21 protein-coding genes and 1 tRNA gene are annotated in these 22,798 nt (G+C 64.5%); 17 read left to right on the forward strand and 5 right to left on the reverse strand.

Translation table 11 applies throughout. The features are described from left to right. The first annotated feature begins 61 nt into the window (after positions 1-61). Positions 62-148: transfer RNA gene (locus J2R78_RS17145), tRNA-Leu, on the forward strand. Between the two features lie 387 nt (positions 149-535). Here the strand turns inward: J2R78_RS17145 and J2R78_RS17150 are convergent. Next, positions 536-1,063, reverse strand: coding sequence for a flavin reductase family protein (locus J2R78_RS17150; protein ID WP_253605779.1), 528 nt, complete (start codon positions 1,061-1,063; stop codon positions 536-538). Positions 1,064-1,192: 129 nt separating this feature from the next. After that, positions 1,193-2,443: a styrene monooxygenase subunit StyA gene (gene styA / locus J2R78_RS17155; protein ID WP_253605781.1), complete on the reverse strand. Its 1,251-nt coding sequence runs from the start codon at positions 2,441-2,443 to the stop codon at positions 1,193-1,195. Positions 2,444-2,536: 93 nt separating this feature from the next. On the opposite strand from styA, the gene J2R78_RS17160 reads away from it, so the two are divergent. Together J2R78_RS17160 and J2R78_RS17165 are read left to right on the forward strand one after the other, a co-directional pair. Then, entirely contained in the window at positions 2,537-3,433 is an 897-nt protein-coding gene (locus J2R78_RS17160) for a LysR family transcriptional regulator (RefSeq protein ID WP_069279043.1), read from the forward strand. A 256-nt stretch (positions 3,434-3,689) separates the two neighbouring features. Then, positions 3,690-4,901: a GNAT family N-acetyltransferase gene (locus tag J2R78_RS17165; protein WP_253605783.1), complete on the forward strand. Its 1,212-nt coding sequence runs from the start codon at positions 3,690-3,692 to the stop codon at positions 4,899-4,901. Between the two features lie 40 nt (positions 4,902-4,941). On the opposite strand, the gene J2R78_RS17170 is transcribed toward J2R78_RS17165, so the two are convergent. After that, complete coding sequence (locus J2R78_RS17170) at positions 4,942-6,207, reverse strand: MFS transporter (RefSeq protein WP_253605784.1); 1,266 nt, start codon at positions 6,205-6,207, stop codon at positions 4,942-4,944. Between the two features lie 443 nt (positions 6,208-6,650). On the opposite strand from J2R78_RS17170, the gene J2R78_RS17175 reads away from it, so the two are divergent. From J2R78_RS17175 to J2R78_RS17220, 10 genes are all read left to right on the forward strand, one after another. After that, the gene (locus J2R78_RS17175; protein ID WP_253605785.1) at positions 6,651-9,434 is read left to right on the forward strand and encodes an autotransporter outer membrane beta-barrel domain-containing protein; all 2,784 of its coding nucleotides are present in this window, start codon (positions 6,651-6,653) and stop codon (positions 9,432-9,434) included. Between the two features lie 231 nt (positions 9,435-9,665). Beyond that, complete coding sequence (locus J2R78_RS17180; RefSeq protein WP_253605786.1) at positions 9,666-10,280, forward strand: ribonuclease D; 615 nt, start codon at positions 9,666-9,668, stop codon at positions 10,278-10,280. A gap of 154 nt (positions 10,281-10,434) precedes the next feature. Beyond that, a complete protein-coding gene (gene lptC / locus J2R78_RS17185; protein WP_225161448.1) occupies positions 10,435-11,157 on the forward strand; it encodes an LPS export ABC transporter periplasmic protein LptC in 723 nt (240 codons plus the stop codon). Between the two features lie 5 nt (positions 11,158-11,162). Further along, the gene (locus tag J2R78_RS17190) at positions 11,163-11,885 is read left to right on the forward strand and encodes an LptA/OstA family protein (protein ID WP_253605787.1); all 723 of its coding nucleotides are present in this window, start codon (positions 11,163-11,165) and stop codon (positions 11,883-11,885) included. Between the two features lie 341 nt (positions 11,886-12,226). Further along, positions 12,227-13,204, forward strand: a complete 978-nt coding sequence (gene lptB / locus J2R78_RS17195; protein WP_253605788.1) for an LPS export ABC transporter ATP-binding protein — start codon at positions 12,227-12,229, stop codon at positions 13,202-13,204. 205 nt (positions 13,205-13,409) lie between these two features. Then, positions 13,410-15,065 (forward strand): RNA polymerase factor sigma-54, encoded by a 1,656-nt coding sequence (gene rpoN, locus J2R78_RS17200; RefSeq protein ID WP_168856202.1) that lies wholly within the window; start codon positions 13,410-13,412, stop codon positions 15,063-15,065. 185 nt (positions 15,066-15,250) lie between these two features. Further along, on the forward strand, positions 15,251-15,850 hold the full coding sequence (gene hpf, locus J2R78_RS17205; RefSeq protein WP_028337939.1) for a ribosome hibernation-promoting factor, HPF/YfiA family: 600 nt from the start codon (positions 15,251-15,253) through the stop codon (positions 15,848-15,850). A gap of 231 nt (positions 15,851-16,081) precedes the next feature. Further along, complete coding sequence (gene ptsN, locus J2R78_RS17210) at positions 16,082-16,543, forward strand: PTS IIA-like nitrogen regulatory protein PtsN (RefSeq protein WP_016843543.1); 462 nt, start codon at positions 16,082-16,084, stop codon at positions 16,541-16,543. Between the two features lie 55 nt (positions 16,544-16,598). Further along, complete coding sequence (locus tag J2R78_RS17215) at positions 16,599-16,895, forward strand: nucleotidyltransferase family protein (protein ID WP_057020394.1); 297 nt, start codon at positions 16,599-16,601, stop codon at positions 16,893-16,895. Next, on the forward strand, positions 16,896-17,240 hold the full coding sequence (locus tag J2R78_RS17220; RefSeq protein ID WP_253605789.1) for a DUF86 domain-containing protein: 345 nt from the start codon (positions 16,896-16,898) through the stop codon (positions 17,238-17,240). Positions 17,241-17,349: 109 nt separating this feature from the next. On the opposite strand, the gene J2R78_RS17225 is transcribed toward J2R78_RS17220, so the two are convergent. Further along, complete coding sequence (locus tag J2R78_RS17225; protein ID WP_026192040.1) at positions 17,350-17,955, reverse strand: TetR/AcrR family transcriptional regulator; 606 nt, start codon at positions 17,953-17,955, stop codon at positions 17,350-17,352. A gap of 372 nt (positions 17,956-18,327) precedes the next feature. Here J2R78_RS17225 and J2R78_RS17230 point away from each other — a divergent pair, with 372 nt between their 5' ends. The 4 genes from J2R78_RS17230 to J2R78_RS17245 all read left to right on the forward strand — a co-directional run bounded on the left by J2R78_RS17230 (position 18,328) and on the right by J2R78_RS17245 (position 22,409). Then, the gene (locus J2R78_RS17230) at positions 18,328-19,131 is read left to right on the forward strand and encodes an SDR family NAD(P)-dependent oxidoreductase (RefSeq protein ID WP_092081097.1); all 804 of its coding nucleotides are present in this window, start codon (positions 18,328-18,330) and stop codon (positions 19,129-19,131) included. Between the two features lie 36 nt (positions 19,132-19,167). After that, on the forward strand, positions 19,168-20,298 hold the full coding sequence (locus J2R78_RS17235; protein ID WP_253605790.1) for a DUF5938 domain-containing protein: 1,131 nt from the start codon (positions 19,168-19,170) through the stop codon (positions 20,296-20,298). A gap of 124 nt (positions 20,299-20,422) precedes the next feature. Beyond that, entirely contained in the window at positions 20,423-21,955 is a 1,533-nt protein-coding gene (locus J2R78_RS17240; RefSeq protein WP_253605792.1) for an AMP-binding protein, read from the forward strand. A 106-nt stretch (positions 21,956-22,061) separates the two neighbouring features. Then, positions 22,062-22,409 carry a DUF6665 family protein gene (locus tag J2R78_RS17245; RefSeq protein WP_253605794.1) on the forward strand — a complete coding sequence of 116 codons (348 nt, stop codon included), beginning with the start codon at positions 22,062-22,064 and terminating at the stop codon, positions 22,407-22,409. A gap of 79 nt (positions 22,410-22,488) precedes the next feature. On the opposite strand, the gene J2R78_RS17250 is transcribed toward J2R78_RS17245, so the two are convergent. Continuing rightward, the gene (locus J2R78_RS17250; RefSeq protein ID WP_016843536.1) at positions 22,489-22,758 is read right to left on the reverse strand and encodes a DUF1150 domain-containing protein; all 270 of its coding nucleotides are present in this window, start codon (positions 22,756-22,758) and stop codon (positions 22,489-22,491) included. Between the last annotated feature and the right edge of the window lie 40 nt (positions 22,759-22,798).

The following is a 22,798-nucleotide window of genomic DNA, read 5'->3' on the forward strand; positions in this document are numbered from 1 at the left end:
TTGAATTTCCAATCGCGAATTTGACAAGCGCGCAACCGATCCTTACTAAGCCGCTCCACATGCCCAGGTGGCGGAATTGGTAGACGCGCTGGCTTCAGGTGCCAGTGGCTTAACGGCCGTGAAGGTTCGAGTCCTTTCCTGGGCACCACCCCCTTTTTAAGCGATTGAAATCGCTCGCGTTCGGTGTGCCATGTGCCATCCGTGAGCCTTACGTCGAAGCCTTCCAGCATGATTCTGGCTCGAAGGGTGATGCAGCAGGGCCGCCTCGGGCGGCCCTTTCGCATTTGGGCATGTCGTCCGGCCGCGCGGCGACCCGCAAGGTCAACTGGCTGACCTTCAAACTCGAACCGGAGCCGCAAACGCCGGTCGCCGCCCAGCTCGGCTGCATCGGCCTCGGTTGGGGCTTTTGAGACGAGCTTGGCAGGCATCCTGCTCAGCTGGCGCTTGCGATCGTTCTCCCGTGTGGCCACCGCTCCAGTGCGCCGCAAATTTCGGGTTCTCCAGGGGTCGTCGCGCGAAGGCTTCGCGCTTCGCCTTAGATCGCCCATCCGTCGGCGGGATAGGCGATTGTCTCCGCGGGCATGATCGCTGCACCGAGCCCGTTGCAGAATCGGCTGGAATAAAAGGCGAGCGGGGAACCGTCTCGCTGCCGGCACCAGCGGACCTCGCCAATGAACAGCGTGTGGTCGGCGACGTCAATTGACCGGACCACGTCGCAAGCGAACTGGGCGATCGCTTGCGACAGGACGGGAAACTCTTCCCGGTTGACCAGCGATGGCGAGCCTTCGGCCCGCGGCCTGCCGGAGAAGTGCGCGCAGAGTGCGAGATCTTCCGCGTGAAGGACATTCACGGCGTAACGCTTCGAATCCATGATCGCCTGCCAGGTCCGCCCTCGCATCACCGAGACCAGCACGGTCGGCGGTTTGGTGGAGACGGTCGTGAAGCTGTTGGCCGTCATGCCGACCGGAGTGCCGTCGCGGTCGATGCTCGCCACGACTGTCACGCCTGTGGGGAATCGCGCAGCGGCCGCCCGGAAGCTCGCCGGATCGGGATGCGGGTTCATCGATCGCGCTCCATGGCGAAACGGCAAGAGGTCGCGCCTTTCGGCGTGTGGCTCGAGAGATGGTTTGTCGGCACGCAGTCGCGGCCTGGTGCAAGTGGACCGTACGGCCGGCTCGCGATCATTGTTGCGTCAGGCGGCGAGCGGCGCGCGCCTGTCGATCCAAGCGTGGATGCGCTTGTCGGTCGCGACACGATCCCACTGACGCTCCGGGTAGTTGAAATTATCGGTGAACTCGTCGCAGAGTTCTCGGTCCTGCGCCATGGTGAGGATCAGCCGACCCATCGCCTCGGACGGCGGCCGCAGCATCAGATTCGTCCAGCGCGCAGCCGCGAACACGCGATTTTCGCGGGCGCGATCCACCTCCTCAACGAAGCGTGCGTCGAAGGCCACCGTTTCCACGATCGCCTTGCCGAGTTCGAAGGCGGCGTAGGAGGCGATGTTGGCACCTTGGCCCATCAGCGGATCGACCACTGAATGTACGTCGCCCAGCGCGACGGCGAATTTCTCGCCATCGAAGGCGACCGACGATTGCCGTACGGTCGGCACCACCGCGCCTTGCAGCAGGTCGAGCGGCTGGGCAAGCCCGAAGCGATGGGTGTCGATCCGGTTGTAGGTGTGCGGATGATGCTTTTCCAGCTTGTCGAGAATCGTCTGGCGGAAGGCTGCAGGGTCCGCGTCGTAGCTCAGCGAGACCAGATTGGCCATGTCGCCGCCGGGAATGTTCTCCATCAGGAGCGCTGTTTTCATGCCGCTGAATGACAGCGTCGGAATGACGATCATCTCGCCATGTCCGGGCGACACCGAGAGCGTGACACCGCGCGGGTCGTCACCGTCCGGGCTGCCGTGATCGACGCCGTCATAGAGGCCCACGCAGAGCAGGCGCTGTGGCTGGCTGTAGGGGGACAACTCCGGCCGATGGGCGAACATTCGCCCGAGCGCACCTTTGCCGGTCGACACGACGAGAAGGTCAAAGCGTGAAACCAGAGCCGGGATGTCGTCGTCCTGGATGCTGGCATATTCGATGCTGCCGCCGCGATCCTCGAAATCCTTCATCAGCGCGGGCAGGTACATGCGGTAATCCACTGCCCGGCTCGGCTTCTTGAACGCGCCGCGAAACAGCAGCCCGTTGCCCGGGAAATTAAAGAAATGGTCGTGGTGATGGTAGATCGTGGCGGCGTCATCCCAATGGTTCACGCCTAGTTCGTTCTCACGCGCGATGGTGACGCTGTGATGGGCGACCGTGTTCATCAGCCGCGCCGAGGCGTACTGCTCCGGAGTGCGGTCGGTCAGCACCGTCGCCTGGATCCCATGCTGTTGGAGATAAAGAGCCAGATGCAGGCCCCCGATTCCGGCGCCGACGATCCCGATCGATTTGTTCATTGTTGATCCTCCCTGGTTACCGAGAGGCTAGACCGGATCGACTGTGTCCATGTAGGGAATGATAAGAATATTACAAATTCCTGGGAGGAATGCATGGATCGGATCGATGCGCTGCAAACCTTCATTCGCGTGATGGAGGCCGGCAGCTTCAGCCAGGCCGCGAGCGATCTGGGCCTCGGACAGCCGGCCATCAGCAAGCGCGTGGCGTTGTTGGAGGCGGAGTTCGGCTGCCGGCTGTTCGTCCGCACCACGCGCAAGGTTCGTCCGACGCCGGAGGCCGATCGCGTGCTCAAGCTCGCCAAGGATATCGTCGCGCTGCTGGAAAGTGCCAGCACGCCGGCGCAGAGCCGGGTTCGCAGTCCGTCGGGGACCTTGCGGATCACTGTGCCGACCTCGTTCGGTCGCTATTTTTTCCGCGGCATTTTCGCAGAGTATCTTCGCCGCTATCCCGACGTGCGGCTCGATGCGAGCTTCACCGAGCAGTTCGTAGACCTGGTGGAGACCGGGACGGAGCTGGCAATTCGGATCGGAATGCTGAACTCCAGCTCGCTGGTGGCGCGGCGCGTCGGCACCATCAAGCGCCTCCTGGTGGCGGCCCCTTCACTGCTCGCACGGCATCAAGCCCCGCTCCTCCCCGACCATCTGCGCCGCATGCCGAGCGTAACGTATTCACGCTTGTCGCCGCGGAATCAGTGGACGTTCGAAGCCGAGACCGGCCGCCATGTGGTCGAGATCGCGCCGTCGATGACCTGCGACGACGCCGACGTGATGACGCTCGCGACGGTTGAGGGGCTCGGCGTCGCGGTGCTGCCAAGCTGGTGCGCCGTCGAACACATCGCCGCAGGCCGGCTTGTTCATCTGCTGCCGGATTATGCGGTACCATCGCTACCGATGCATCTCGTCTATCCTGACCCGCATTGGATGTCGCACCGCGCGAGACTATTCCGCGATCTGATCATTGAGCGTGCCGACATGTTTGCGATTGGCTGAACACGTCGGCCGATGCGGGGAATTTGAGAACGCTGGCGATCGCCGCCGCAGCCCCTGCCGTCACACGATTCGCCGGCCCGCGCGTCGCGCGAAGCGACAGCTTCATGACCAACGAATAAACGATGGAGGTAATCCCAGTTCTCTCGTCCTGCGGCATTTTGCCAATTTTGTCCCGACATCGAATTACGCTCAGATCGGGAGCCGACTGGACGGCCTCCAGCCGCGCTCCGACTATGCACCCTGACAGAGCTTGGCGATGATCGCGATCGAAAGCCGGACGGCGCGAGCTCCATCAGCGCGCATCACCGCCGTCGACGTCGTCCACGATCTCGACGCCGCCGAGACGATCTGGCGGAGTCTTGAGAACTCGAGCCATTCCATCACGCCCTTTCAGCGGTTCGACTTCCTCGCCCCGTGGCAGCGTGAGGTCGGTGAGCGCGCGGGCCTGTCGCCTTTCATCGTCATCGCGCGTGACGGCGATGGCCAACCACGGGGCTTGCTGCCGCTTGCTCTGCAAACGGCTCTCGGCGTGCGCCGCGCGAGCTTCATGGGCGGCGAGCACGCAACCTTCAATATGGGCCTGTGGGAGCGTGGGTTCGCCTTGGGTGCCACGAAGGCCGATCTCCACGCATTCATGGCGATGCTCGCCAAGCGTGACAAAGTCGACGTGCTGGCGTTGCGCCAGCAGCCGGCGCACTGGCGCGGCGTGCAAAACCCGCTGGCGCTGCTGCCTCATGAGCCCCTGGTCTTGAACTGCCCGATGCGCACAATCGAGCCGGGCGCAACGGCCGCGAACCTGATCGGCAATCCCTCCCGCCGCATGAAGCTCAAGCAGCGCAAACTATTGGAGCTGACCGGCTACCGCTATCACGTTGCCTCCACTGATGCCGACATCGCCCGCCTGCTCGACTGGTTTTTCCGCGTGAAGTCGGAGCGGTTGGCCGAGCGGAAGGTGTCCAATGTGTTCGCCGAACGCGCGGTGGAGAAATTCATTCGCGCCGCCTGCACGACAAGGCTGTCCCACGGCGGCCGCGTCATCGAAATCCATGCGCTCGAATGCGACGAGGAAGTGATCGCGATCTTCGCCTTGGCTGCCGATGGCCACCGCTTCTCGACGATGTTCAACACCTACACTCTGTCAGACAACGCGAAATTCAGCCCCGGCCTGCTCTTGATGCAGGAAATCATCCATCATTTTGCCGGCCGGCACTATCGCGCCTTCGACTTCGGCCTCGGCTCGCATGAGTACAAGCGGCTGTTCTGCAAGGACGACGAGCCATTGTTCGACAGTTTCATTCCGCTCACCAGGCTCGGCCGACAGGCCGCCGGAGTGATGTCCGCGGTGGACCGCACCAAGCGGTTGGTGGAACACCACCCGAAGCTCCGCGGTGTTGCGCAGCGCCTTCGCAAGGCCTTGCTTGACAAGGCATTCTGCGCAATTCCTCTCGTTTCCTTGCTTCAAGTGTAGCTGCCGAAGCCGGCTTAGCCGGAACGAGCGGCCTCTGCCGTCACACGATCCGCCGGCCCGCGCGTCGCGCGATCGACCGCTGCACGAAATACATCGCGATCATCGAAATAATGGTCGTTGCGACGACGATGTAGCCCAGCCGGTCGAAATGCAGCAGCGAACCGTCGGGATTTTCCGCGATGATCGCCGCCGCAAAGACCGAGCCCAGCCCGCCCGACAGCTGCTGCACCGAGGCCGAGATCGCGCTGAACGATCCGCGCTGGCTGGCGTCGGGAATCGCCGACATCAGGGCCTGGGACGGGATCATGCGCGAGAAGATGCCGATGAACATCAGCACATTGACCAGGATCGCGGTCAGCAGCGAGACGTGGCCAAGGTTGGTGTAGATCAGCACCATGATGACGGACACCACGCAGCCGAACACGAAGGTCGGATATTTGCCGAACGCATCGCTGGCGCGGCCGACCAGCGGCCCGATGATGATGCTGAACAGGCCCGAGACGAGATAGATCGTCGGCAGGTGGACGATGTCGATGCCGAGATTATGCACCGTGAAGGCGCTGCCGAACGGCATCAGCATGAAGCCGCCGGTCGCGAGCAGCGTGGTCACCAGGAAAGCCAGCGTGTAGCGCGGCTGCCCCACGGTTGCGATCAGATGGCGGAACGGATTGCTGTCGTGCTGCAATTTGAGATGGGCATCGACCGGGTGCATCGCGATCGCAATCGCCGCGATCGCGGCAATCGACAGGCCGACGATGGCCACGAAGCAGATGTGCCAGTTCCAGTGATTGGCCAAAAACAGGCCGGCCGGGACGCCGAGCACCTGGCTCGCGGCGAACGCCGTCTGCAGGATGCCCATGGCGCGGCCGCGCTGTTGCAGCGGGAACAGGTCGGTGACGATGGCAAGCACGACGGAGCCGATCACCCCGCCGAACACGCCGGTGACGATGCGGCCGAGCAGCAGCACGTGAAAATTCTGCGCCAGCGCGCAGAGCACGGTGCCGAGCATGAAGCCGACATAGAAGAACAGCAGCAGCCGCTTGCGGTCGAAGCGATCGGCAAAGCCGGCGGCGAGGACGCCGGAAATCCCGGCCGCGAACGCGTAGGCCGAGACCGCGACGCCGAATTGCCCGGCCGTGATGTTCAGCGACGGCATCAGGATGGCGCCGAGCGGCGACATGATGATGAAGTCGAGGATCAGCGTGAATTGCGTGAAGGCGAGCAGCGCGATCAGGAACGATTGGTAGCGCGAGAAGCCGCGCTCCTGCTGGTCGTCGATCGGCGCGGCGATGGTCTGATCGGACATAAGGCTCATTTCATTGGGAAAGCGGGTTCGGGCTGGCAACAGATGGGGTCGGCGCGGCCCGATTTCATGGGGCGCGCGGGCAACAGTTCCCTCGAAATTGAACGCGTAGCGGCAATGACTTGGCCCCGACTTGGCCGTGCGACCACGTCGAACTTGGCGAGAAAATGGAGACAGCGGCGCACCCGAGGCGCCATGGCGATTGTTTCCGGTTGTGTCGGTCGATAACTGCAACGGGTGAATGCTGTACTTCACAACCTTGGAAGCGTACGCACGTCAAGGGTGTGAATCGTGCGGATGCATCTCATGGTTCCGTCTGTGGCGACCGCGCAACAGGTCGCTGCAAATCGTTTCAAGCTTGAACGGAGCGGAGCTGAGAGCGGGGCGGGGGTAGCAGGTGGCGCGGGGCCGGGGGCTCGGCTTCGCGCCGACTTTGGAGTAAGGGCATGGTTTCCTCGCGGCTCGCGGCGATCCTGTCGTGCACGGCTCTAAGTGGCGGTTGCCTGTTGTCCACGTCGCCGGCGTTGGCCGCCTGCGACAGTCTCGCGCCGGCGAGCGGGCAGACGGTAACCTGCTCCACCGCAGCGCCGAATCCCTCGCCGGCCGGCGTGCAGGCCGCTGCCGGCAGCTCGAACGTCACCGTGAACGTGCTGCAGGGCGCCGGCATCACGCCCGGCGCCGGAGCGACCGCGATCGGGCTTGTCTCCGGCAGCGCCGCCACCAACAACGGCACGCTGACCGTCAGCGGCGGTGGGACCGGTATCTTCGGCAGCGGCGACGGCAACGTCTTCACCAACGGCGCGTCGGGCGTGATCACGACCTCGGGCGCCGGCAGCAATGCGATCGCCGCCAGCAGCAATGGCAACACGCTGATCAACAACGGCACGATCACGACGCAGAACGGCACCTCGCGCGGCCTTGCCATCACCGGTCTCACGCAGCACAACAACAACACGCTGATCAATACCGGGACGATCACCACCCAGGGCCCGCAATCGCACGGCCTTTATGTGCAGACCGGCGACAGCAACACCTTCACCAATAGCGGCACCATCACCACGGCCGGCGCAGGCGCCCGTGCGATCTTCTCCGCCGGCCAGTTTGCGACCATCACCAATACCGGCACGCTGCTCACGACCGGTGGCGACGCGGGCGGCACCGCCAACAACACCGTGTTCATGCAGGGCAATGCCGGCGTGTTGCGCAACAGCGGCACGATCGAGGCGCGCGGCGTCAATGCCGACGGCGTGTTCTCCAACACCGCCGGATCGTCGTTCACCGCCCGCATCGAGAACCTCGCCGGCGGCAAGATCATCAGCCAGGCGGGACCCGCGATCCGCACGCTCAACGGCGCCACCACCATCGTCAATGCCGGCCTGATCGCCGGCAACAGCGGCACGGCGCTCGCCGGCGGCGGCGGTGCGGTGAGTTTGATCCTGCAAACCGGCTCGCAGATCGTCGGGCTTGCCGATGGCGGCGGCGGCAACAACCAGGTGCGGCTGCAGGGCAGCGGCACGGCCGACAATGCGTTCGCGCGATTCCAGACGCTGACGATGGAGGGCAATGACTGGACCTGGGCCGGCACCGGGATCTTCGCCAACACCTTCGTCAACAGCGGCTCGCTGAGGCTGCAGACGTCGCTGACCGGCAATGTGACGATCGCGGCCGGCACCAGCCTGCTGGCAGGCAACGGCGCCAATCCGTCGATCACGCCGTTTCCGGGCGGCCCGCCGATCACCGTCACCAATGCCGGCGTCATCAACCTGACCAATGGCGGCGCCACCGCGGCGAACAGCCTGACCATTGCCGGCAACTATGTCGGCAATGGCGGCGGGCTCTATCTGCGCACCGTGCTCGGCGGCGATGGTTCGCCGTCGGATCGGCTCGTCATCTCCGGCGGCAATGCGTCGGGCTCGACCGCGGTGACCGTCACCAATGCCGGCGGCGCGGGCGCATTGACCACCGCCGACGGCATCATGGTGGTGCAGGCCGTCAACGGCGGCACCACGGCTGCGGGCGCATTCGGCCTCTCCAACGCCGTCGTAGCGGGCGCGCACGAATATCTCTTGTTCCGCGGCGGCGTCTCCGCCGGCAGCGCCGACAACTGGTATCTGCGCTCGACATTGTTGCCCGGCACGGCCTCGCCTGCGCCGCCGGCAGCGCCTGCACCGGCGCCGCCCTCATCGCCCAACGTGGTGCCGCCGCCTCTGGGGCTGCCTGCGGAGGATCTGTCGTCGCTGACGCCGCCGCCGGCGGGCGCCGCGCCGGTCCAGCTCTACCGTGAGGAGGTGTCGGTCTATTCGGCGCTGCCGCAGGTGGCGCAAAAGCTCGGGCTGGCGACGCTCGGCACCTTCCATCAGCGCCAGGGCGATCAGGCCTTGCTGACCAGCGGCGGCGAACAGCCGGCGGCGTGGGCGCGTGCCTATGGCTCGCACAGCTCGCAGAGCTGGGCCGGCACGGTCAGCCCCGCCTTCGACGGCACCATGGCCGGGGTGCAGGTCGGCGTCGACATCCTGCGCTTCCAGTCCGCGCCCGAGCATCATGATCGCGCCGGCTTCTTCTATGCGTATGGCTGGGCCAGCGGCAACATCAGCGGCTTCGCGCTCGGCCTGAACGACGTCCGCACCGGCACGCTCTCGATCGACAGCCAGAATATCGGCGGCTACTGGACCCGTGTCGGCCCGTCGGGCTGGTATGTCGACGCCGTGCTGATGGGCAGTTTCTACGGCGCAAGCCCGCAGTCGGATCGTCAGGTCGGCGCACGGGTGTCGGGCACCGGCGTCGCTGCATCGCTGGAAGCCGGCGCGCCGATCCCGCTGAACAGTTTTCTCGCGATCGAGCCGCAGGTGCAGCTGATCTGGCAACGGCAGTCGTTCGACAGCTTCAACGACATGTTTTCGAGCGTCACGCTCGGCAGTGCCGATACGCTGACCGGGCGGCTCGGCGTGCGCATTCCCTCAACCTTCGTCGTCGGCACGGCCGAACTGCGTCCGTATCTCGAGGCCAATCTCTGGCACACGGCCGCGAATGACCGCAGCATCGCGTTCGCGACGACGGACCTGATCGGCGTGCAAAGCCGCGGCACCGCCGTCGAGATCGGTGCCGGCATCTCCGCGCAGCTCAATCGCACGATCAGCGCCTATGCGAGCGCCGGCTACACGACCTCGGTGGACAGCCTCCATCGCGAGGATATCACCGGCCGCTTCGGCCTCCGTGTCAGCTGGCAATGATGGCGCGCCCCCGTGGGGCGCGCGGCGGGGACAGCAACCCATTGTCTCCGCTGCACAATGGCGGTACACCCTGAACTATCTGTGCCGGCAGAATTAAGGATTCCTGCCGCGGGTGTCCGGCCCTTACGGGGCCCGATACCAATGCGCGATCCGAAGACCGGCGCATGCTCGCCTGTCGGCGGATTGGACGGTAGTTTATTCCGACAGCGATTCGACGAGGTTTTTGACAGCATGACCATCCGCCTGCATCGCGGCGACCTGCCCGATCTGTCCCGCTACACCGACTCGGTGGCGATCGACACCGAGACCATGGGGCTGCATCCGCACCGTGACCGGCTCTGCGTGGTGCAGATGTCGAACGGCGACGGCACCGCCGACGTGATCCAGATTCCGAAGGGCCACACCGATTCGCCGAACCTGAAGGCGCTGCTCGCCGATCCCAAGATCACCAAGATCTTCCATTTCGCACGGTTCGACGTCGCGGTGCTCTACAACACGTTCGGCGTGATGCCGACGCCGGTCTATTGCACCAAGATCGCCTCGCGGCTGTCGCGCACCTACACCGATCGCCACGGCCTGAAGGATCTGGTGCGCGAGGTGCTGAACGTCGAATTGTCGAAGCAGCAGCAGTCGAGCGACTGGGGCGCGCAAAGCCTCAGCGAGGCCCAGCTCGCCTACGCGGCCTCCGATGTGCTGCACCTGCATGCGCTGCGCGACAAGTTGAACGTCATGCTCGCGCGCGAGGGACGGACCGATCTCGCCCAGGCCTGCTTCGATTTCCTTCCCGCCCGCGCCAGGCTCGATCTCGACGGCTGGGAGGCCGAGGACATTTTCGCCCATTCATGATGAGCGCCGAATTCGTCGCGGCCGGGGCAGTTCCGCCCCGTTTCGGCCAAACTGTTCACGCGTGGTCCGCTGCGGGGGCGCGAGGTGAGGTCCGGGCTGCATATTTGGGCGGCTCCGGCTAGAATAGGGGCAGTTTCGCGCCTCTGGAGCTCAGGTGAATTCGGTTCAGAATCCAGCCTATGTCACGGGCCTCGAGGCGCGCTTTGCCGCCGCCGCGCGGCACAGTCGCATGGTGCGGATTCTGCGCGTCGCGGTTCCCGCGATGGTCGGGCTGGCGATGGCCGTGATCATCTACATCGCACTCTTCAATCCGTTCCACGACCTGATCCCCAAGCTGCCGCTCGAGATGGATAACCTCGTCGTGTCCGGCACCAAGATCACGATGGAAGCGCCGCATATCGCCGGCTTCTCCAACGACGGACGGCCCTATGAAATGTGGGCCAAGGCGGCGATCCAGGATGTCACCGATCCCGACCATGTCGAGCTGAAGACGATCCGCGCCAAGGTGGCGCAACAGGATCAGTCGACGGTGACGATGGATGCGCGCACCGGCTTCTTCGACAACAAGAAGCAGCTGCTCGACTTGCGCCAGGACATCTTCCTGCAGTCGTCCACCGGCTATGAGGCCAGGCTGACGCAGGCCTTCGTCGACATCAACAAGGGCAACGTGTCGTCGGACGAGCACGTCGACGTCAAGCTGCTCGACGGCACGCTGACCGCCGACAGGCTCCGGATCTACAACAGCGGCGAGCTGGTGCGGTTCGAAGGCAATGTCGTGATGAATCTCGACAAGCTTGGCGACAACAATGCTGCCCCGCCTGCCGAGCCCGCTCCACCGCCGCCGCCGAAGCCGCGCAAATCCGCCAACACGAAATGATTTTGATGATGAGACGTTTTCCGCACGGCATGGCAATTGCGGCGTTCCTGCTCGCGCTTTTCGCCGCGGGCGCTGCGTCCGCGCAAGGCTCGATGAGCGGCGTGCCCAACGCCATGCAGGGCTTCTCGCAGAACCGCGACCAGCCGATCCAGATCGAGGCCGCTTCGCTCGAAATGCGCGACAAGAAAAAGGAGGCGACCTTCGCCGGCAATGTGAAGGTCGTGCAGGGCGACACCACCATGACGTCGAAGACGCTTGTCGTGTTCTACGAGGATAAATCGACCCAGGCGCCGGCGCCCGCCCCGGCCGGCACCAAGGGGGCAGCCGCCAAGGGCGCCGCGCCGATGCAGACGGCAACCCCGGGCCCCGGCGGCGCCTCCTCGATCAAGCGGCTGGAGGCGAAGGGCAATGTCGTCGTGACCCAGAAGGACCAGGTCGTCACCGGCGAGACCGCGATCTTCGACACCAAGACCAATTTGATCACGATGCTCGGCGGCGGCGGCAGCCAGGTGGTACTGACCCAGTGCCAGAATGTGCTGCGCGGCGACCGCCTTTTGGTCGACATGACCACCGGCGTCTCGCGCGTCGAAGCCGACAATGGCAAGGTGCAGGGCCTGTTCATCCAGTCGCCGGGCGGACAGAGCGGCAAGTGCGGCACGCCGGCCGCCCCCGGCTCAGCCCCGGCCCCGTCGCCGATGCAGCTGCTTCCGGGCGGCAAGTCCAAGTAAGCTTCACGTAAGGTCAAGCAGAATCAATCAGTTAGATAATATTCTGCGGCCGCGTGGTTGAAGCCGGCGGGGCGAGACTGTATCTACTGCAGCGGCCCGGCCGAACAATGCGCCTCGAGGGGAATATGTTGGCCGGGACAGGGGCATCCATTCATTCAAGGCGCGGGTGATCGCGCTTTGCCGTGTTGTTCGAGCATGATCTCCGCGCAAACGCGTCCGCTTTTGTCGCGCGGGAAGGCCGGTATTCAGATTTCCGGCTCATGCTTGCGGCTTCGCACGCGAATCGATCGATGCGCAGGCGAGGTCGCGGGATCACCGTGAAAGGCTGAAGCGAAGCGGGGATGGTGGATTTTCTCGGCATGTTCCGGCGGCGCTCTGCGAAACGCAGTACCGGATTTGCGCGCTCGCATGACGACATCACGGCGCTCGACGACCAGTTCGGCGAGATGCTGACGTCTCCGGTGAGTGATGCGCCGATGGCGCGCGCCGCGTCGGCTCCCGGCGTCGAGCTGCCGCGATCCCAGCCGGCAGCAGCGCCGGCGCGGGCGAGGCCGGCCAGGAACAGCGCTCCCGCCGCGCCGCAGCTCATCAAGCGGCCGGGTTATCTGGCTGTGCATAGCGTGGAAAAGAGTTTTGGCAGCCGCCAAGTCGTGCGCGGCGTCAGCATCTATGTGCGCCGTGGCGAAGCGGTCGGCCTGCTCGGGCCCAACGGCGCCGGCAAGACCACCGTGTTCTACATGATCACCGGGCTGATCAAGGCCGATCGCGGCGCGATCGAGCTCGATGGCCACGACGTCACCAAGCTGCCGATGTATCAGCGCGCGCGCCTTGGCATCGGCTATCTGCCGCAGGAAGCCTCGATCTTCCGCGGCCTGTCGGTCGAGCAGAACATCCGCGCGGTGCTCGAGGTGGTCGAGCCCTCGAAGAAGAAGCGCGAGCACGAGCTGGATTCGCTGCTCGACGAGTTCAACATCACGCGGCTGCGCAAGAGCCCGTCGATCGCGTTGTCCGGCGGCGAGCGCCGCCGCGTCGAGATCGCGCGCGCGCTGGCGACGCGCCCCAATTACATGCTGCTCGACGAGCCGTTCGCCGGCATCGACCCGATCGCGGTCGGCGACATCCAGGACCTCGTCCGCCATCTCACCAACCGCGGCATCGGCGTGCTCATCACCGACCACAATGTCCGCGAGACGCTCGGGCTGACCGACCGCGCCTATATCGTCTATGCCGGTGAAATCTTGACTGAGGGAAGCCCGGAGGAGATCGTTAATGATCCCGATGTACGTCGGCTTTACCTTGGCGAGGAATTCCGCCTGTAGCGCATGATCCGCCAAAGTGTGAAGCGGTTTGGCGATAAGATCATGCGCTAATTAAGGAATTTGACGCGCGATCGGACGCAAAACCGGGACGTCCACTTTTGCTGATCGCGGTTATCGCTATTTTCCAATCCGTCAAGCCGTGTACAAGGGCTTCGGACTAATATAAGCAAGAATCGAGCCAACTTTTAGGATCGTTCTTGCCTCCATGGCGCTGACCCAAAGACTAGAGTTCCGCCAGTCGCAGTCGCTGGTGATGACGCCGCAGCTGATGCAGGCGATCAAGCTGCTGCAACTGTCGAACCTGGATCTGTCGGCCTTTGTCGAGGAAGAGCTGGAGCGCAATCCGCTGCTGGAGCGGGCCGCCGACGGACCGGAGCCGCCGGTAGCCGGCGAGCCGGCCATGGAGCGGCCGGACTACGGCGATTCCGACGGTTCCAGCAGCTATGGGGACGATGGCGACGCCTCCGACATGGCCGCAGGCCCAGGCGGTGAGGCCGGCTTCGAGCCCGGCCAGGAGGAATGGCTGAACCGCGACCTCGGCAGCCGCGCCGAGATCGAGCAGACGCTCGATACCCGCCTCGACAACGTGTTTTCCGAGGAGCCGGCGGAGGCGGCGGCGCGCGCCGCACAGGATGCGCCGCCATCGGTCTACACCGAATGGGGCGGCGGCGCCTCCAGCGACGACGAGTACAATCTCGAAGCTTTCGTGGCCGCCGAGCTGACGCTTGCCGACCACCTCGCCGAACAGCTCGCGGTGGCGTTCTCGGCGCCGGCGCAGCGCATGATCGGGCAGTATCTGATCGACCTGGTCGACGACGCCGGCTACCTGCCGGCCGATCTCGGCCAGGCCGCCGAGCGGCTCGGTGCGTCGCAGCAAGCGGTCGACGAGGTCGTCGCCGTGCTGCAGAAGTTCGATCCGCCGGGCGTATGCGCGCGAAACCTGAGCGAATGCCTCGCGATCCAGCTGCGCGAGCTCGATCGCTACGATCCCGCGATGCAGGCACTGGTCGAGCATCTCGACCTGCTCGCCAAGCGCGACATCGCGGCCTTGCGAAAGCTCTGCGGCGTCGACGACGAAGACATCACCGACATGATCGCCGAGATCCGCCGGCTCGACCCGAAGCCCGGGCTGAAGTTCGGCACCGCGCGGACGCAGACCATGGTGCCCGACGTCTATGTGCGTCCGGGTCCCGACGGCGGCTGGCATGTCGAGCTCAACAGCGACACTCTGCCACGCGTTCTGGTCAACCAGACTTATTACGCTGAGCTGTCGAAGACGATCCGCAAGGACGGTGACAAGTCGTATTTCACCGATTGCCTGCAGAATGCGACCTGGCTGGTCCGCGCGCTCGATCAGCGCGCCCGCACCATCCTGAAGGTCGCGACCGAAATCGTCCGCCAGCAGGATGGTTTCTTCACTTATGGCGTCGCGCATTTGCGGCCGCTCAATCTGAAGGCGGTCGCGGACGCGATCCAGATGCATGAATCGACGGTGTCGCGCGTCACCGCCAACAAATACATGGCGACCAATCGCGGCAGTTTTGAATTGAAGTATTTTTTCACCGCCTCGATCGCGTCGGCCGACGGCGGCGAGGCGCATTCGGCCGAAGCGGTGCGTCATCACATCAAGCAATTGATCGACGGAGAGGCCCCGTCGGCGATCCTGTCCGACGACACGATCGTGGAACGTTTGCGCGCCTCGGGCATTGATATCGCCCGCCGTACCGTCGCGAAGTATCGCGAGGCGATGCGGATACCATCCTCGGTGCAGCGCCGCCGTGACAAACAGAGCATGCTCGGTAATGCCCTTTCGGCTCCTGCCTCCTCGTCCGACCGGTCGCGCGATACAGCCTCCGTTTAGGTTACTTCTTGAGCGTGACCCCGTTCGGGTACGGACCGGGCCATGCGCTCGTTGCGTTCGCGCCAAATCGGGATAGTCTCAATCTTTCCAGGTCGAGCGTCGTCCAGAAAGGGAGGTAACCGGAAGCCCAGCAAGCATCATGCTCCTGCAAGAGTGATCGAGGCATCCAGCAATTGAGGCATCAAATGACCCTTCGAATCTCGGGAAAGAGCATCAGCATCGGCGAGGCGCTTCGCGCGCGCGTCAGCGAGCGCACCGACGAGGTCCTGCGAAAGTATTTTGATGGCAACTATTCGGGTCACATCACGCTGAGCAAGGATGGCTTCGGCTTCCGAACCGATTGCGCGCTGCATCTGGATTCCGGCATCACGCTGGAAGCCGAATCCAACGCCACCGACGCCTATGCCAGTGCGGACGCCGCGCTCTTGATGATCGAGAAGCGCCTGCGCCGCTACAAGAGCCGGCTCAAGGATCGCTCCGCCCGCAAGACCTATGCCGCGACTGCCGCGCTTGCCGAATTGAACGGCGTCGGGCTCGACGCGCCGAGCTACGTCATCGAGGCGCCCGAGAACGAGGACGAGGTCACCGAATACAGCCCGGTGATCATTGCCGAGGCAACCACCGCGCTGAAGCGGCTGTCGGTCAGCGAAGCCGTGATGGAGCTCGATTTGACCGGCGCCTCCTGCCTGGTGTTCCAGCATGGCGGCAGCGGTCGGTTGAACATCATTTACCGCCGTACGGACGGCAATGTCGGCTGGGTCGATCCGCCGGCAGTGAGCCCTTGAGGATAGTTGGCAGATGGCATTGACGTCCGAAGCCGGCCCTGCTTATGGTCCGCCGCCTCCAGGAACAAGGGAGGCGGAACAGGGTTCGCAGGTGTTGGCACCGCCGATACGTTGGAGTAGAAGCCCTGCCAACTGGACCCGGGCTAAGCCCGCATCCCACCTCATCTTCTTGACGCCGCCGCTGTAAAGCCTATTTCGCAACCTGACGGTCATTCACCTCGGAACGTCCCAATGCCGATTACCGATTTGGTCGCACCCGAGGCGATTCTCCCGGCTTTGAAAGTCATCAGCAAGAAGCAGGCGCTGCAGGAACTCGCCGCGCGTGCCTCCGCTCTGACCGGGCAGAATGAGCGCGCCATCTTCGAGGTGCTGCTGCAGCGCGAGAAGCTCGGCACCACGGCGGTCGGCTATGGCGTCGCCATTCCGCACGGCAAGCTGCCCAAGCTGGAGAAGCTGTTCGGCTTCTTCGCCCGCCTCGAGCGCCCGATCGATTTCGAGGCGATGGACGGCCAGCCGGTCGACCTGATCTTCCTGCTGCTCGCACCGGAAGGCGCCGGCGCCGACCATCTCAAGGCGCTGGCGCGGATCGCCCGCCTGCTGCGCGACCAGGACGTCGCCAAGAAGCTGCGTGCCTCACGCGACGCCCAGGCGATCTACTCGGTGCTCGCACTGCCGCCGGCGAGCGCGGCGTAAGGCCGCCTGCCGTACGATTTTGCGGGCGCTTGGCGGCCCGTGGTATAGTTCGTTCATGACGCGAACCGAAGCCCTCAGGAAGCTCCGTGACCAGGCCGATGCCATCAAGGCACTCGGGGCGACTTCGCTGTATCTATTTGGTTCGACTGCGCGCGACGAGGCTCGTGCAGGGAGTGATATTGATCTTTTCGTGGACTACGATCCTCGCAGCCGGTTCAATGCTCTCGACCTGGTCGCGACCAAGCGACTGCTCGAAGAGAGTCTCGGCGTCGAAGTCGATCTCACCACACGCAAAGGACTTCATCCACTGATTCGAGAGCGGATCGAGGCGGAGGCAACGCGGGTTTTCTGAATGATCGTGCGCTCCCCCTTGCTTCGTATCCACGACATGCTCGAAAGCATCCGTGGCATCGAAAAGACGTTGGCAGGAAAATCCATCCGCGACTACGAGCGCTCGTGGCTGCTGCGCTCCGCAATTGAATGCGGAATCGAAGTCATTTCGGAAGCGAGCCGCCACCTCGGCAGCGAGTTAAAGGCTCAGCACGAGAATGTCCGCTGGAAAGACATCGCAGGCATAGGCAACATCTTGCGGCATGATTACCAGCGCGTTGACGCCACGATCATCTGGAAAGCGGTCAAGGATGATCTACCACCGCTGAAGGCCGCGCTGTTGGCGCTCAAGGCTTCATTGGAGTAGTCCGTAGCCCGGATGGAGCGAAGCGCAATCCGGAGCTACTCTAACTGCGGATAGTTCAGTCCCGGATTACGCTGCGCTCCATCCGGGCTACGGAGCGTTCGCAAACCTCTCAGCAGATCGTCGGCAGCAGACGGCGAACCTCGTCGAGCAGATCGGGGATTGCCTTCTCGTCATTGGCGAGATGCCGGAGCAGCGCGCTCTGGAACAGGCCGTCGAACAGCGCGTACAGCGCCGCCGGTGACGATGCCGGCCGCTTGTTGCCGAGCTCGGCGTAGCGCGTGGCGATGCGCCAGATCATCGCTTCCAGGCTCTTGTCGATCTCGAGCACGTCCTTGCGGAACGCCGGCTCGAACATCGCCTGCGAGCGCAGATCGTACCAGAGCCGATGCATGCGCGCTTCGTTCTCGAGCGTTGCCGCGAGCTTGGCGAGGAAGCCTTCGGTCAATTCGTCGCGGCTGCGTGCTGTCGTCACCACCTCGTCATAGCGCGTCACGCATTTCGCCTTGTAGTGGCGGACGCAGCAGCAGATCAAATCGAGCTTGTCGCTGAAGTAGTAGTGAAACACGCCGTGCGTGAATGCGGAGTTTTGCGCGATCTCGCGCAGGCTGGTGCGCGCGAAGCCGAGCTCGCCAAGCGTCTCCAGCGCGGCCTCCGCGAGCTCGACGCGCCGCGCGTTGAACTTCTCGTCGCGCAGCGCCTCGGCCGCTACAGCCACCCGTTGGGCCGCTCCTGTCGCTTGCCGCGCCATTCCGTGCCTTCCCTCTGCTTCTTCCCTCGAGCAACTATACCGCGGCGACCGCGGCGCGCTCCATCTCTTCACAATCATCCTCTTTGACAGTTGTCAAATTCAGACTTGACAAGTGTCAAGTTCCTGGACGAGGGTTGGCGCAATAATTTGGACAACCGTCAAGACGGCTGACCAATCGAGAAACAGGAGGAGATGCACCGCCGCCGGGCGCGCCAACGCTGCGCCCCCGCTGACGCCGGCCGCCACCACCAGTGCACCCAGAATGCGCAGACCGCCGGCCCATCCTGCCGCGGCCAACGGCACGCCGATCAAATCACCAAGCAAAGGGAGGACTACGTCATGAGTGGGAAGAGCCTTGAAGGCAGGAAAGCCCTGGTCACCGGCGGCGCCCGGGGGATTGGCGCGGCGATCGCGCAGGCATTGGCGCGGTCCGGCGCCGCGGTGATGATCGGCGATATTCTCGACGACGCCGGCGAGGGCAGTGCTGCCGAGATCGCCAAGGCCGGGGTCAAGACCGGCTTCGTCAAGCTCGACGTCACCGACGATGGGCAATGGGAGCGGGCCGCCGCAGCGACGGTCGAAACCCTCGGCGGCTTCGACATCCTGATCAACAATGCCGGCATCGAGATCACCTCGCTGGTCGCCGACATCAAGGCCGAGGATGCGCGCCGCATGTGCGACGTCAACATCGTCGGCACCGTGCTCGGCATGAAGCACGCCTTCCGTGCGATGCGGCCGGGCGGCGCCGCGGGCAAGGGCGGCGCGGTCGTCAACATCGCTTCGGTCGCGGCGACGATCGCCTTCCCGAGCATCGCGGTCTATTCCGGCACCAAATCCGCGGTCGACCGCATGACGCGGGTCGGCGCGATGGAAGCCGGCAAGCTCGGCTATGGCGTGCGCGTCAACTGCATCTATCCCGGCCTGATCCCGACCGACATGGGCCTGCAGCTCGCCAACGACATCGTGAAGATCGGTCTCGCGCCCGACGTCAACGCCGCTGTCGGCTCGGTGGTGGAGCAGACGCCGCTCGGCAAGCTCGCGGAGGTCTCCGACATCGCCGACGCCGCCGTGTTCCTGTGCTCGAACGATGCGCGCTTCATCACCGGCATCGGCCTGCCGGTCGATGGCGGCATGGGCATGTAGCAACAAAGCCGACAACAAGCATTTCGGAGGATCGCAATGAGCGAGAAGAAGCCCGTCATCGTCTATGGCGCTTCCGGCTATACCGGCCGGCTGGTCTGCGAATATCTGCGCGAGTACAACATCCCCTTCATCGCCGCCGGCCGCAGCGCCGAGAAGCTCAACGCCGCGATGAAGTCGAACGTGGCCGGCATCGAGACTGCCGACTATGAGGTCGTGTCGGTGCCGCACACCGTGGCCGCGCTGACTGAATTGTTCAAGGGCGCCTCGGTGGTGCTCAACACTGTGGGCCCCTTCGCCAAGTTCGGCGGCGAGGTGGTACAGGCCTGCCTGGCTGCCAAGTGCCACTATACGGATACGACCGGCGAGCAGGACTGGCTGATCACGCTCGAACATGAGTTTGGCACGAAATTCGCCAATGCCGGCCTGCTGCTGGCGCCGGGCATCGCGCAGATGTACACCACCGGCGAGATCGCTGCGCAGCTGTGCCTGGAAACGCCCGGCCTCGACACGCTCGATATCGCCGTGTTCTGGGGCGGCAGCCCGACCATCGCCTCGACGCAGACCATCCTGGTCAACGCCGCGATGGCCAAGGCGTACTACCTGGAGCAGAACAAGTACGTCGAGCATCAGCCCGATGCCGGCCTCTACAACCTCGCCATCCCCGGCCAGCACGAGCTGGCGCTGGCGCTGCCCTGGGGCGGCACCTCGCACCCGGTGTGGTTCAAGCAAGATCCGCGCGTCGCCAATGTGAAGGTGCTGGGCGGCGTGTTCAATCGCGCGCTGATGCTGGGCGTGCCGCAGATCGTCGCCGCGGCGCTGGAGGCGACCAAGGACATGAAGCCCGACGAGCGCTACGCCGCGCTGGCGCAGACCGCTGCCGGCGTGATGAACACCATGCCGCCACGCGAGAATCCGCGCGTCAACAAGTCGCTGGATTCGGTGTATGCCTCCGGCCCGCTGGGGCGCGCGCACTGCGTCATCTACGGCAACAGCAACTACAAGCAGACCGGCATGCTGCAGGCCTATGCTGCCGCGCACCTGCTGCAGCAGCCGCCAAAGCGCCTAGGCTTCGCCTCCGGCTGTCAGGCGTTCGGCCATCGCGAGCTGCTCGGGCAGTTGCGCAGTTTCGGCCTGGTCGGCAAGCCGGTTCTGACCGTGCATGATTGAGCTTGAGCCCCGCTCGGATCGGGGCTCGACACTCCGTTCCCTGAAGCGTTTTCGTTTTGCTCGAAGACGCACCTTCCGCGGGTGACGCAGTAGCGCGTCACCCGCCTCTTGCGCGAGACCTGCCATGCGCTTCATCGATTATCTCGACAAGGGTGCCTCGCTCGGCGCCGACGCGCCGTGTCTCACGATGGACGGCCGCGATCTCAGCTATGGCGAGGTGCAGCGGCTGAGCTATCGCATCGCGCGCGGGCTCGACCGGTCGGGCATCGCTCCCGGCGAGAAGGTCGCGATCCTGTCCGGCAACGATCCGCTCGCCTTCGCTTGCGTGTTCGGCATCTCGCGCGCGGCTGCCGTGTGGTGTCCGATCAATCCGCGCAACGAGGCGCCTGAGAACAAGTTCATCCTCGATCAGTTCGATTGCAGCCTGCTGCTGTTTCATTCGAGCTTTGCGCCGATGGTCGAAGTTGTCCGGCAGGACCTGCCCAAGCTGCGCGCGCTGGTCTGTCTCGACGCCGAGCTGCCGTTCGCGCCGTCGTTCGAGCGCTGGCTCGACGGGCTTACTGACGATGTCCATCAGCGCGCCACGATCGACGATCTCGCGATGATCCCGGGCACCGGCGGCACCACCGGCAAGCCGAAGGGCGTGATGCTGTCGGGACGCAACATCGAGGCGATGACCGCGCTGACCCTGATGGGCTATCCGTTCAAGGGCCGTCCGATTTATCTCGCGCTGGCGCCGCTGACGCATGCCGCCGGCGTGCTCTGTTTCCCGATCATGACGCTGGGCGGCCGCGTCGTGATCATGCACCAACCTGACATCGGCGAGTTCCTGGCGCTGATCGAGCGCTACCGCGTCACCCACACCTTCCTGCCGCCGACCGTGATCTACATGCTGCTCGATCATCCCGGGCTCGATGCGGCCGATCGCAGCTCGCTGCAATGTTTCTGGTACGGCGCGGCACCGATCTCGGCGACGCGGCTCGCCGAAGCCCTGCGGCGGATCGGTCCGATGGCGCAGCTGTTCGGCCAGACCGAGGCGCCGATGATGATCTCGATGATGCCGCCCGCCGATCACTACAATCCGGACGGCACCATCGCGATGGAGCGACTCTCGTCGGCCGGGCGGATCGGCCCGCTGGTGCAGGCCGGCATCATGGATGGCGACGGCAAGCTGTTGCCGGCGGGATCGCGCGGCGAGATCGTGGTGCGCGGTTCGCTTGTCATGGAAGGCTACTACAGGAACCCCGAGGCCACGCGCGAGGCTTCGGCGCATGGCTGGCACCACACCGGCGATATCGGCTACATCGACGGCGACGGCTATCTCTATATCGTCGATCGCGCCAAGGACATGATCATCACCGGCGGCTTCAACGTGTATTCGATCGAGGTCGAGAACGCGTTGCGCACCCACGAGGCGGTGCAGGATTGCGCCGTCATCGGATTGCCCGACGACAAATGGGGCGAGCGGATCGTCGCCGTGGTGCAGCCGCGCGCCGGCCACACTGTCGATGCGACCGCGCTCGCCGCCTTCGTCAAGCAGCAGATCGGCAGCATCAAGACGCCGAAGCAGATCGAGGTCTGGGACGATCTTCCGCGTTCCAAGGTCGGCAAGGTGCTGAAGCCGGACATCCGCGCGCGGCTCGAGCCGCGGTTCTGATCCGCTTCGCGCGAAAGTGCCTTGTCCTGAACATGTATTGACAACCAGCCGATGACGCCGGAAGACGGACGCGCGCAACATTGCGCGTGCGAACCAGGGATGACTGATGTCCCGCGATTTTCGCCTTGATCGCGTTCCCGTCGACGTTCTCGCTTACGAGCTCGCCGAAGAGAGGGCGAGTGCGCTCGGGCGCATGGGTCGCGCGCTGGAACAGGCGCTCGCCAAATTGCGCGAGTTCGATGCCGCCCATCCGCGCGATGAAGCGCCTGCGTCCACACAGCAGGCACGGCGCCTCCTGGTGCGGGAGGCCGGCCATGCGCTCTGGATGTTCGTGGTGCAGCGGGAGGCGTGCGGGCTGCGCAACAACCGCATGCTGATGCGCGACTACAACGTGCCCGGCGAGGTGCAGCTCAGCATGGGCCCGATGCTCGCCACGTCGACCTCATCGCCATAAAAAATGCGCAGGCCCCCTCGGTGACGAAGCAGGCCCGCGCATTGAATTCGCGGATGCTGAATTCAGCCGTAGATTTGCGTCAGTGGACGCTGACGGCTTGCAGCTCGTTGCTCCACGCATTCGCGACCGCGGCTTCGCGGCTGTCGGTCAGCATGATCGGCGTGCCGTCGGCGGCGTGCAGTGCGAACAGCTTGAGGCCCGGCGCGATCTTCGGCGCTTGCGGAAAGAGATCCGGCACGTCCTCGGAGCGGACCTGCTTCACGTAGGCGATATGACCTTCGCCCAGATGGGCCAGCGCTTCCGGCGTGACGCTCTCGGATTCGATGGTGGTGGTACTCAGTTCACTCATGGTCTCGACTCCTCAGTCAGATAAGCGGTCGAGTCCGCTC

This window comes from Bradyrhizobium sp. USDA 4538 (assembly GCF_024171045.1).
Lineage (GTDB): Bacteria > Pseudomonadota > Alphaproteobacteria > Rhizobiales > Xanthobacteraceae > Bradyrhizobium > Bradyrhizobium australafricanum.

Excerpts from the sequence above, each read along its gene's own strand:
- J2R78_RS17150 (WP_253605779.1), bottom strand. The coding sequence starts at position 1,063 with ATGAACCCGCATCCCGATCCGGCGAGCTTCCGGGCGGCCGCTGCGCGA.
- styA (WP_253605781.1), bottom strand. The coding sequence starts at position 2,443 with ATGAACAAATCGATCGGGATCGTCGGCGCCGGAATCGGGGGCCTGCAT.
- J2R78_RS17160 (WP_069279043.1), top strand. The coding sequence starts at position 2,537 with ATGGATCGGATCGATGCGCTGCAAACCTTCATTCGCGTGATGGAGGCC.
- J2R78_RS17165 (WP_253605783.1), top strand. The coding sequence starts at position 3,690 with ATGATCGCGATCGAAAGCCGGACGGCGCGAGCTCCATCAGCGCGCATC.
- J2R78_RS17170 (WP_253605784.1), bottom strand. The coding sequence starts at position 6,207 with ATGTCCGATCAGACCATCGCCGCGCCGATCGACGACCAGCAGGAGCGC.
- J2R78_RS17175 (WP_253605785.1), top strand. The coding sequence starts at position 6,651 with ATGGTTTCCTCGCGGCTCGCGGCGATCCTGTCGTGCACGGCTCTAAGT.
- J2R78_RS17180 (WP_253605786.1), top strand. The coding sequence starts at position 9,666 with ATGACCATCCGCCTGCATCGCGGCGACCTGCCCGATCTGTCCCGCTAC.
- J2R78_RS17190 (WP_253605787.1), top strand. The coding sequence starts at position 11,163 with ATGATGAGACGTTTTCCGCACGGCATGGCAATTGCGGCGTTCCTGCTC.
- lptB (WP_253605788.1), top strand. The coding sequence starts at position 12,227 with ATGGTGGATTTTCTCGGCATGTTCCGGCGGCGCTCTGCGAAACGCAGT.
- rpoN (WP_168856202.1), top strand. The coding sequence starts at position 13,410 with ATGGCGCTGACCCAAAGACTAGAGTTCCGCCAGTCGCAGTCGCTGGTG.
- hpf (WP_028337939.1), top strand. The coding sequence starts at position 15,251 with ATGACCCTTCGAATCTCGGGAAAGAGCATCAGCATCGGCGAGGCGCTT.
- ptsN (WP_016843543.1), top strand. The coding sequence starts at position 16,082 with ATGCCGATTACCGATTTGGTCGCACCCGAGGCGATTCTCCCGGCTTTG.
- J2R78_RS17215 (WP_057020394.1), top strand. The coding sequence starts at position 16,599 with ATGACGCGAACCGAAGCCCTCAGGAAGCTCCGTGACCAGGCCGATGCC.
- J2R78_RS17220 (WP_253605789.1), top strand. The coding sequence starts at position 16,896 with ATGATCGTGCGCTCCCCCTTGCTTCGTATCCACGACATGCTCGAAAGC.
- J2R78_RS17230 (WP_092081097.1), top strand. The coding sequence starts at position 18,328 with ATGAGTGGGAAGAGCCTTGAAGGCAGGAAAGCCCTGGTCACCGGCGGC.
- J2R78_RS17235 (WP_253605790.1), top strand. The coding sequence starts at position 19,168 with ATGAGCGAGAAGAAGCCCGTCATCGTCTATGGCGCTTCCGGCTATACC.
- J2R78_RS17240 (WP_253605792.1), top strand. The coding sequence starts at position 20,423 with ATGCGCTTCATCGATTATCTCGACAAGGGTGCCTCGCTCGGCGCCGAC.
- J2R78_RS17245 (WP_253605794.1), top strand. The coding sequence starts at position 22,062 with ATGTCCCGCGATTTTCGCCTTGATCGCGTTCCCGTCGACGTTCTCGCT.
- J2R78_RS17250 (WP_016843536.1), bottom strand. The coding sequence starts at position 22,758 with ATGAGTGAACTGAGTACCACCACCATCGAATCCGAGAGCGTCACGCCG.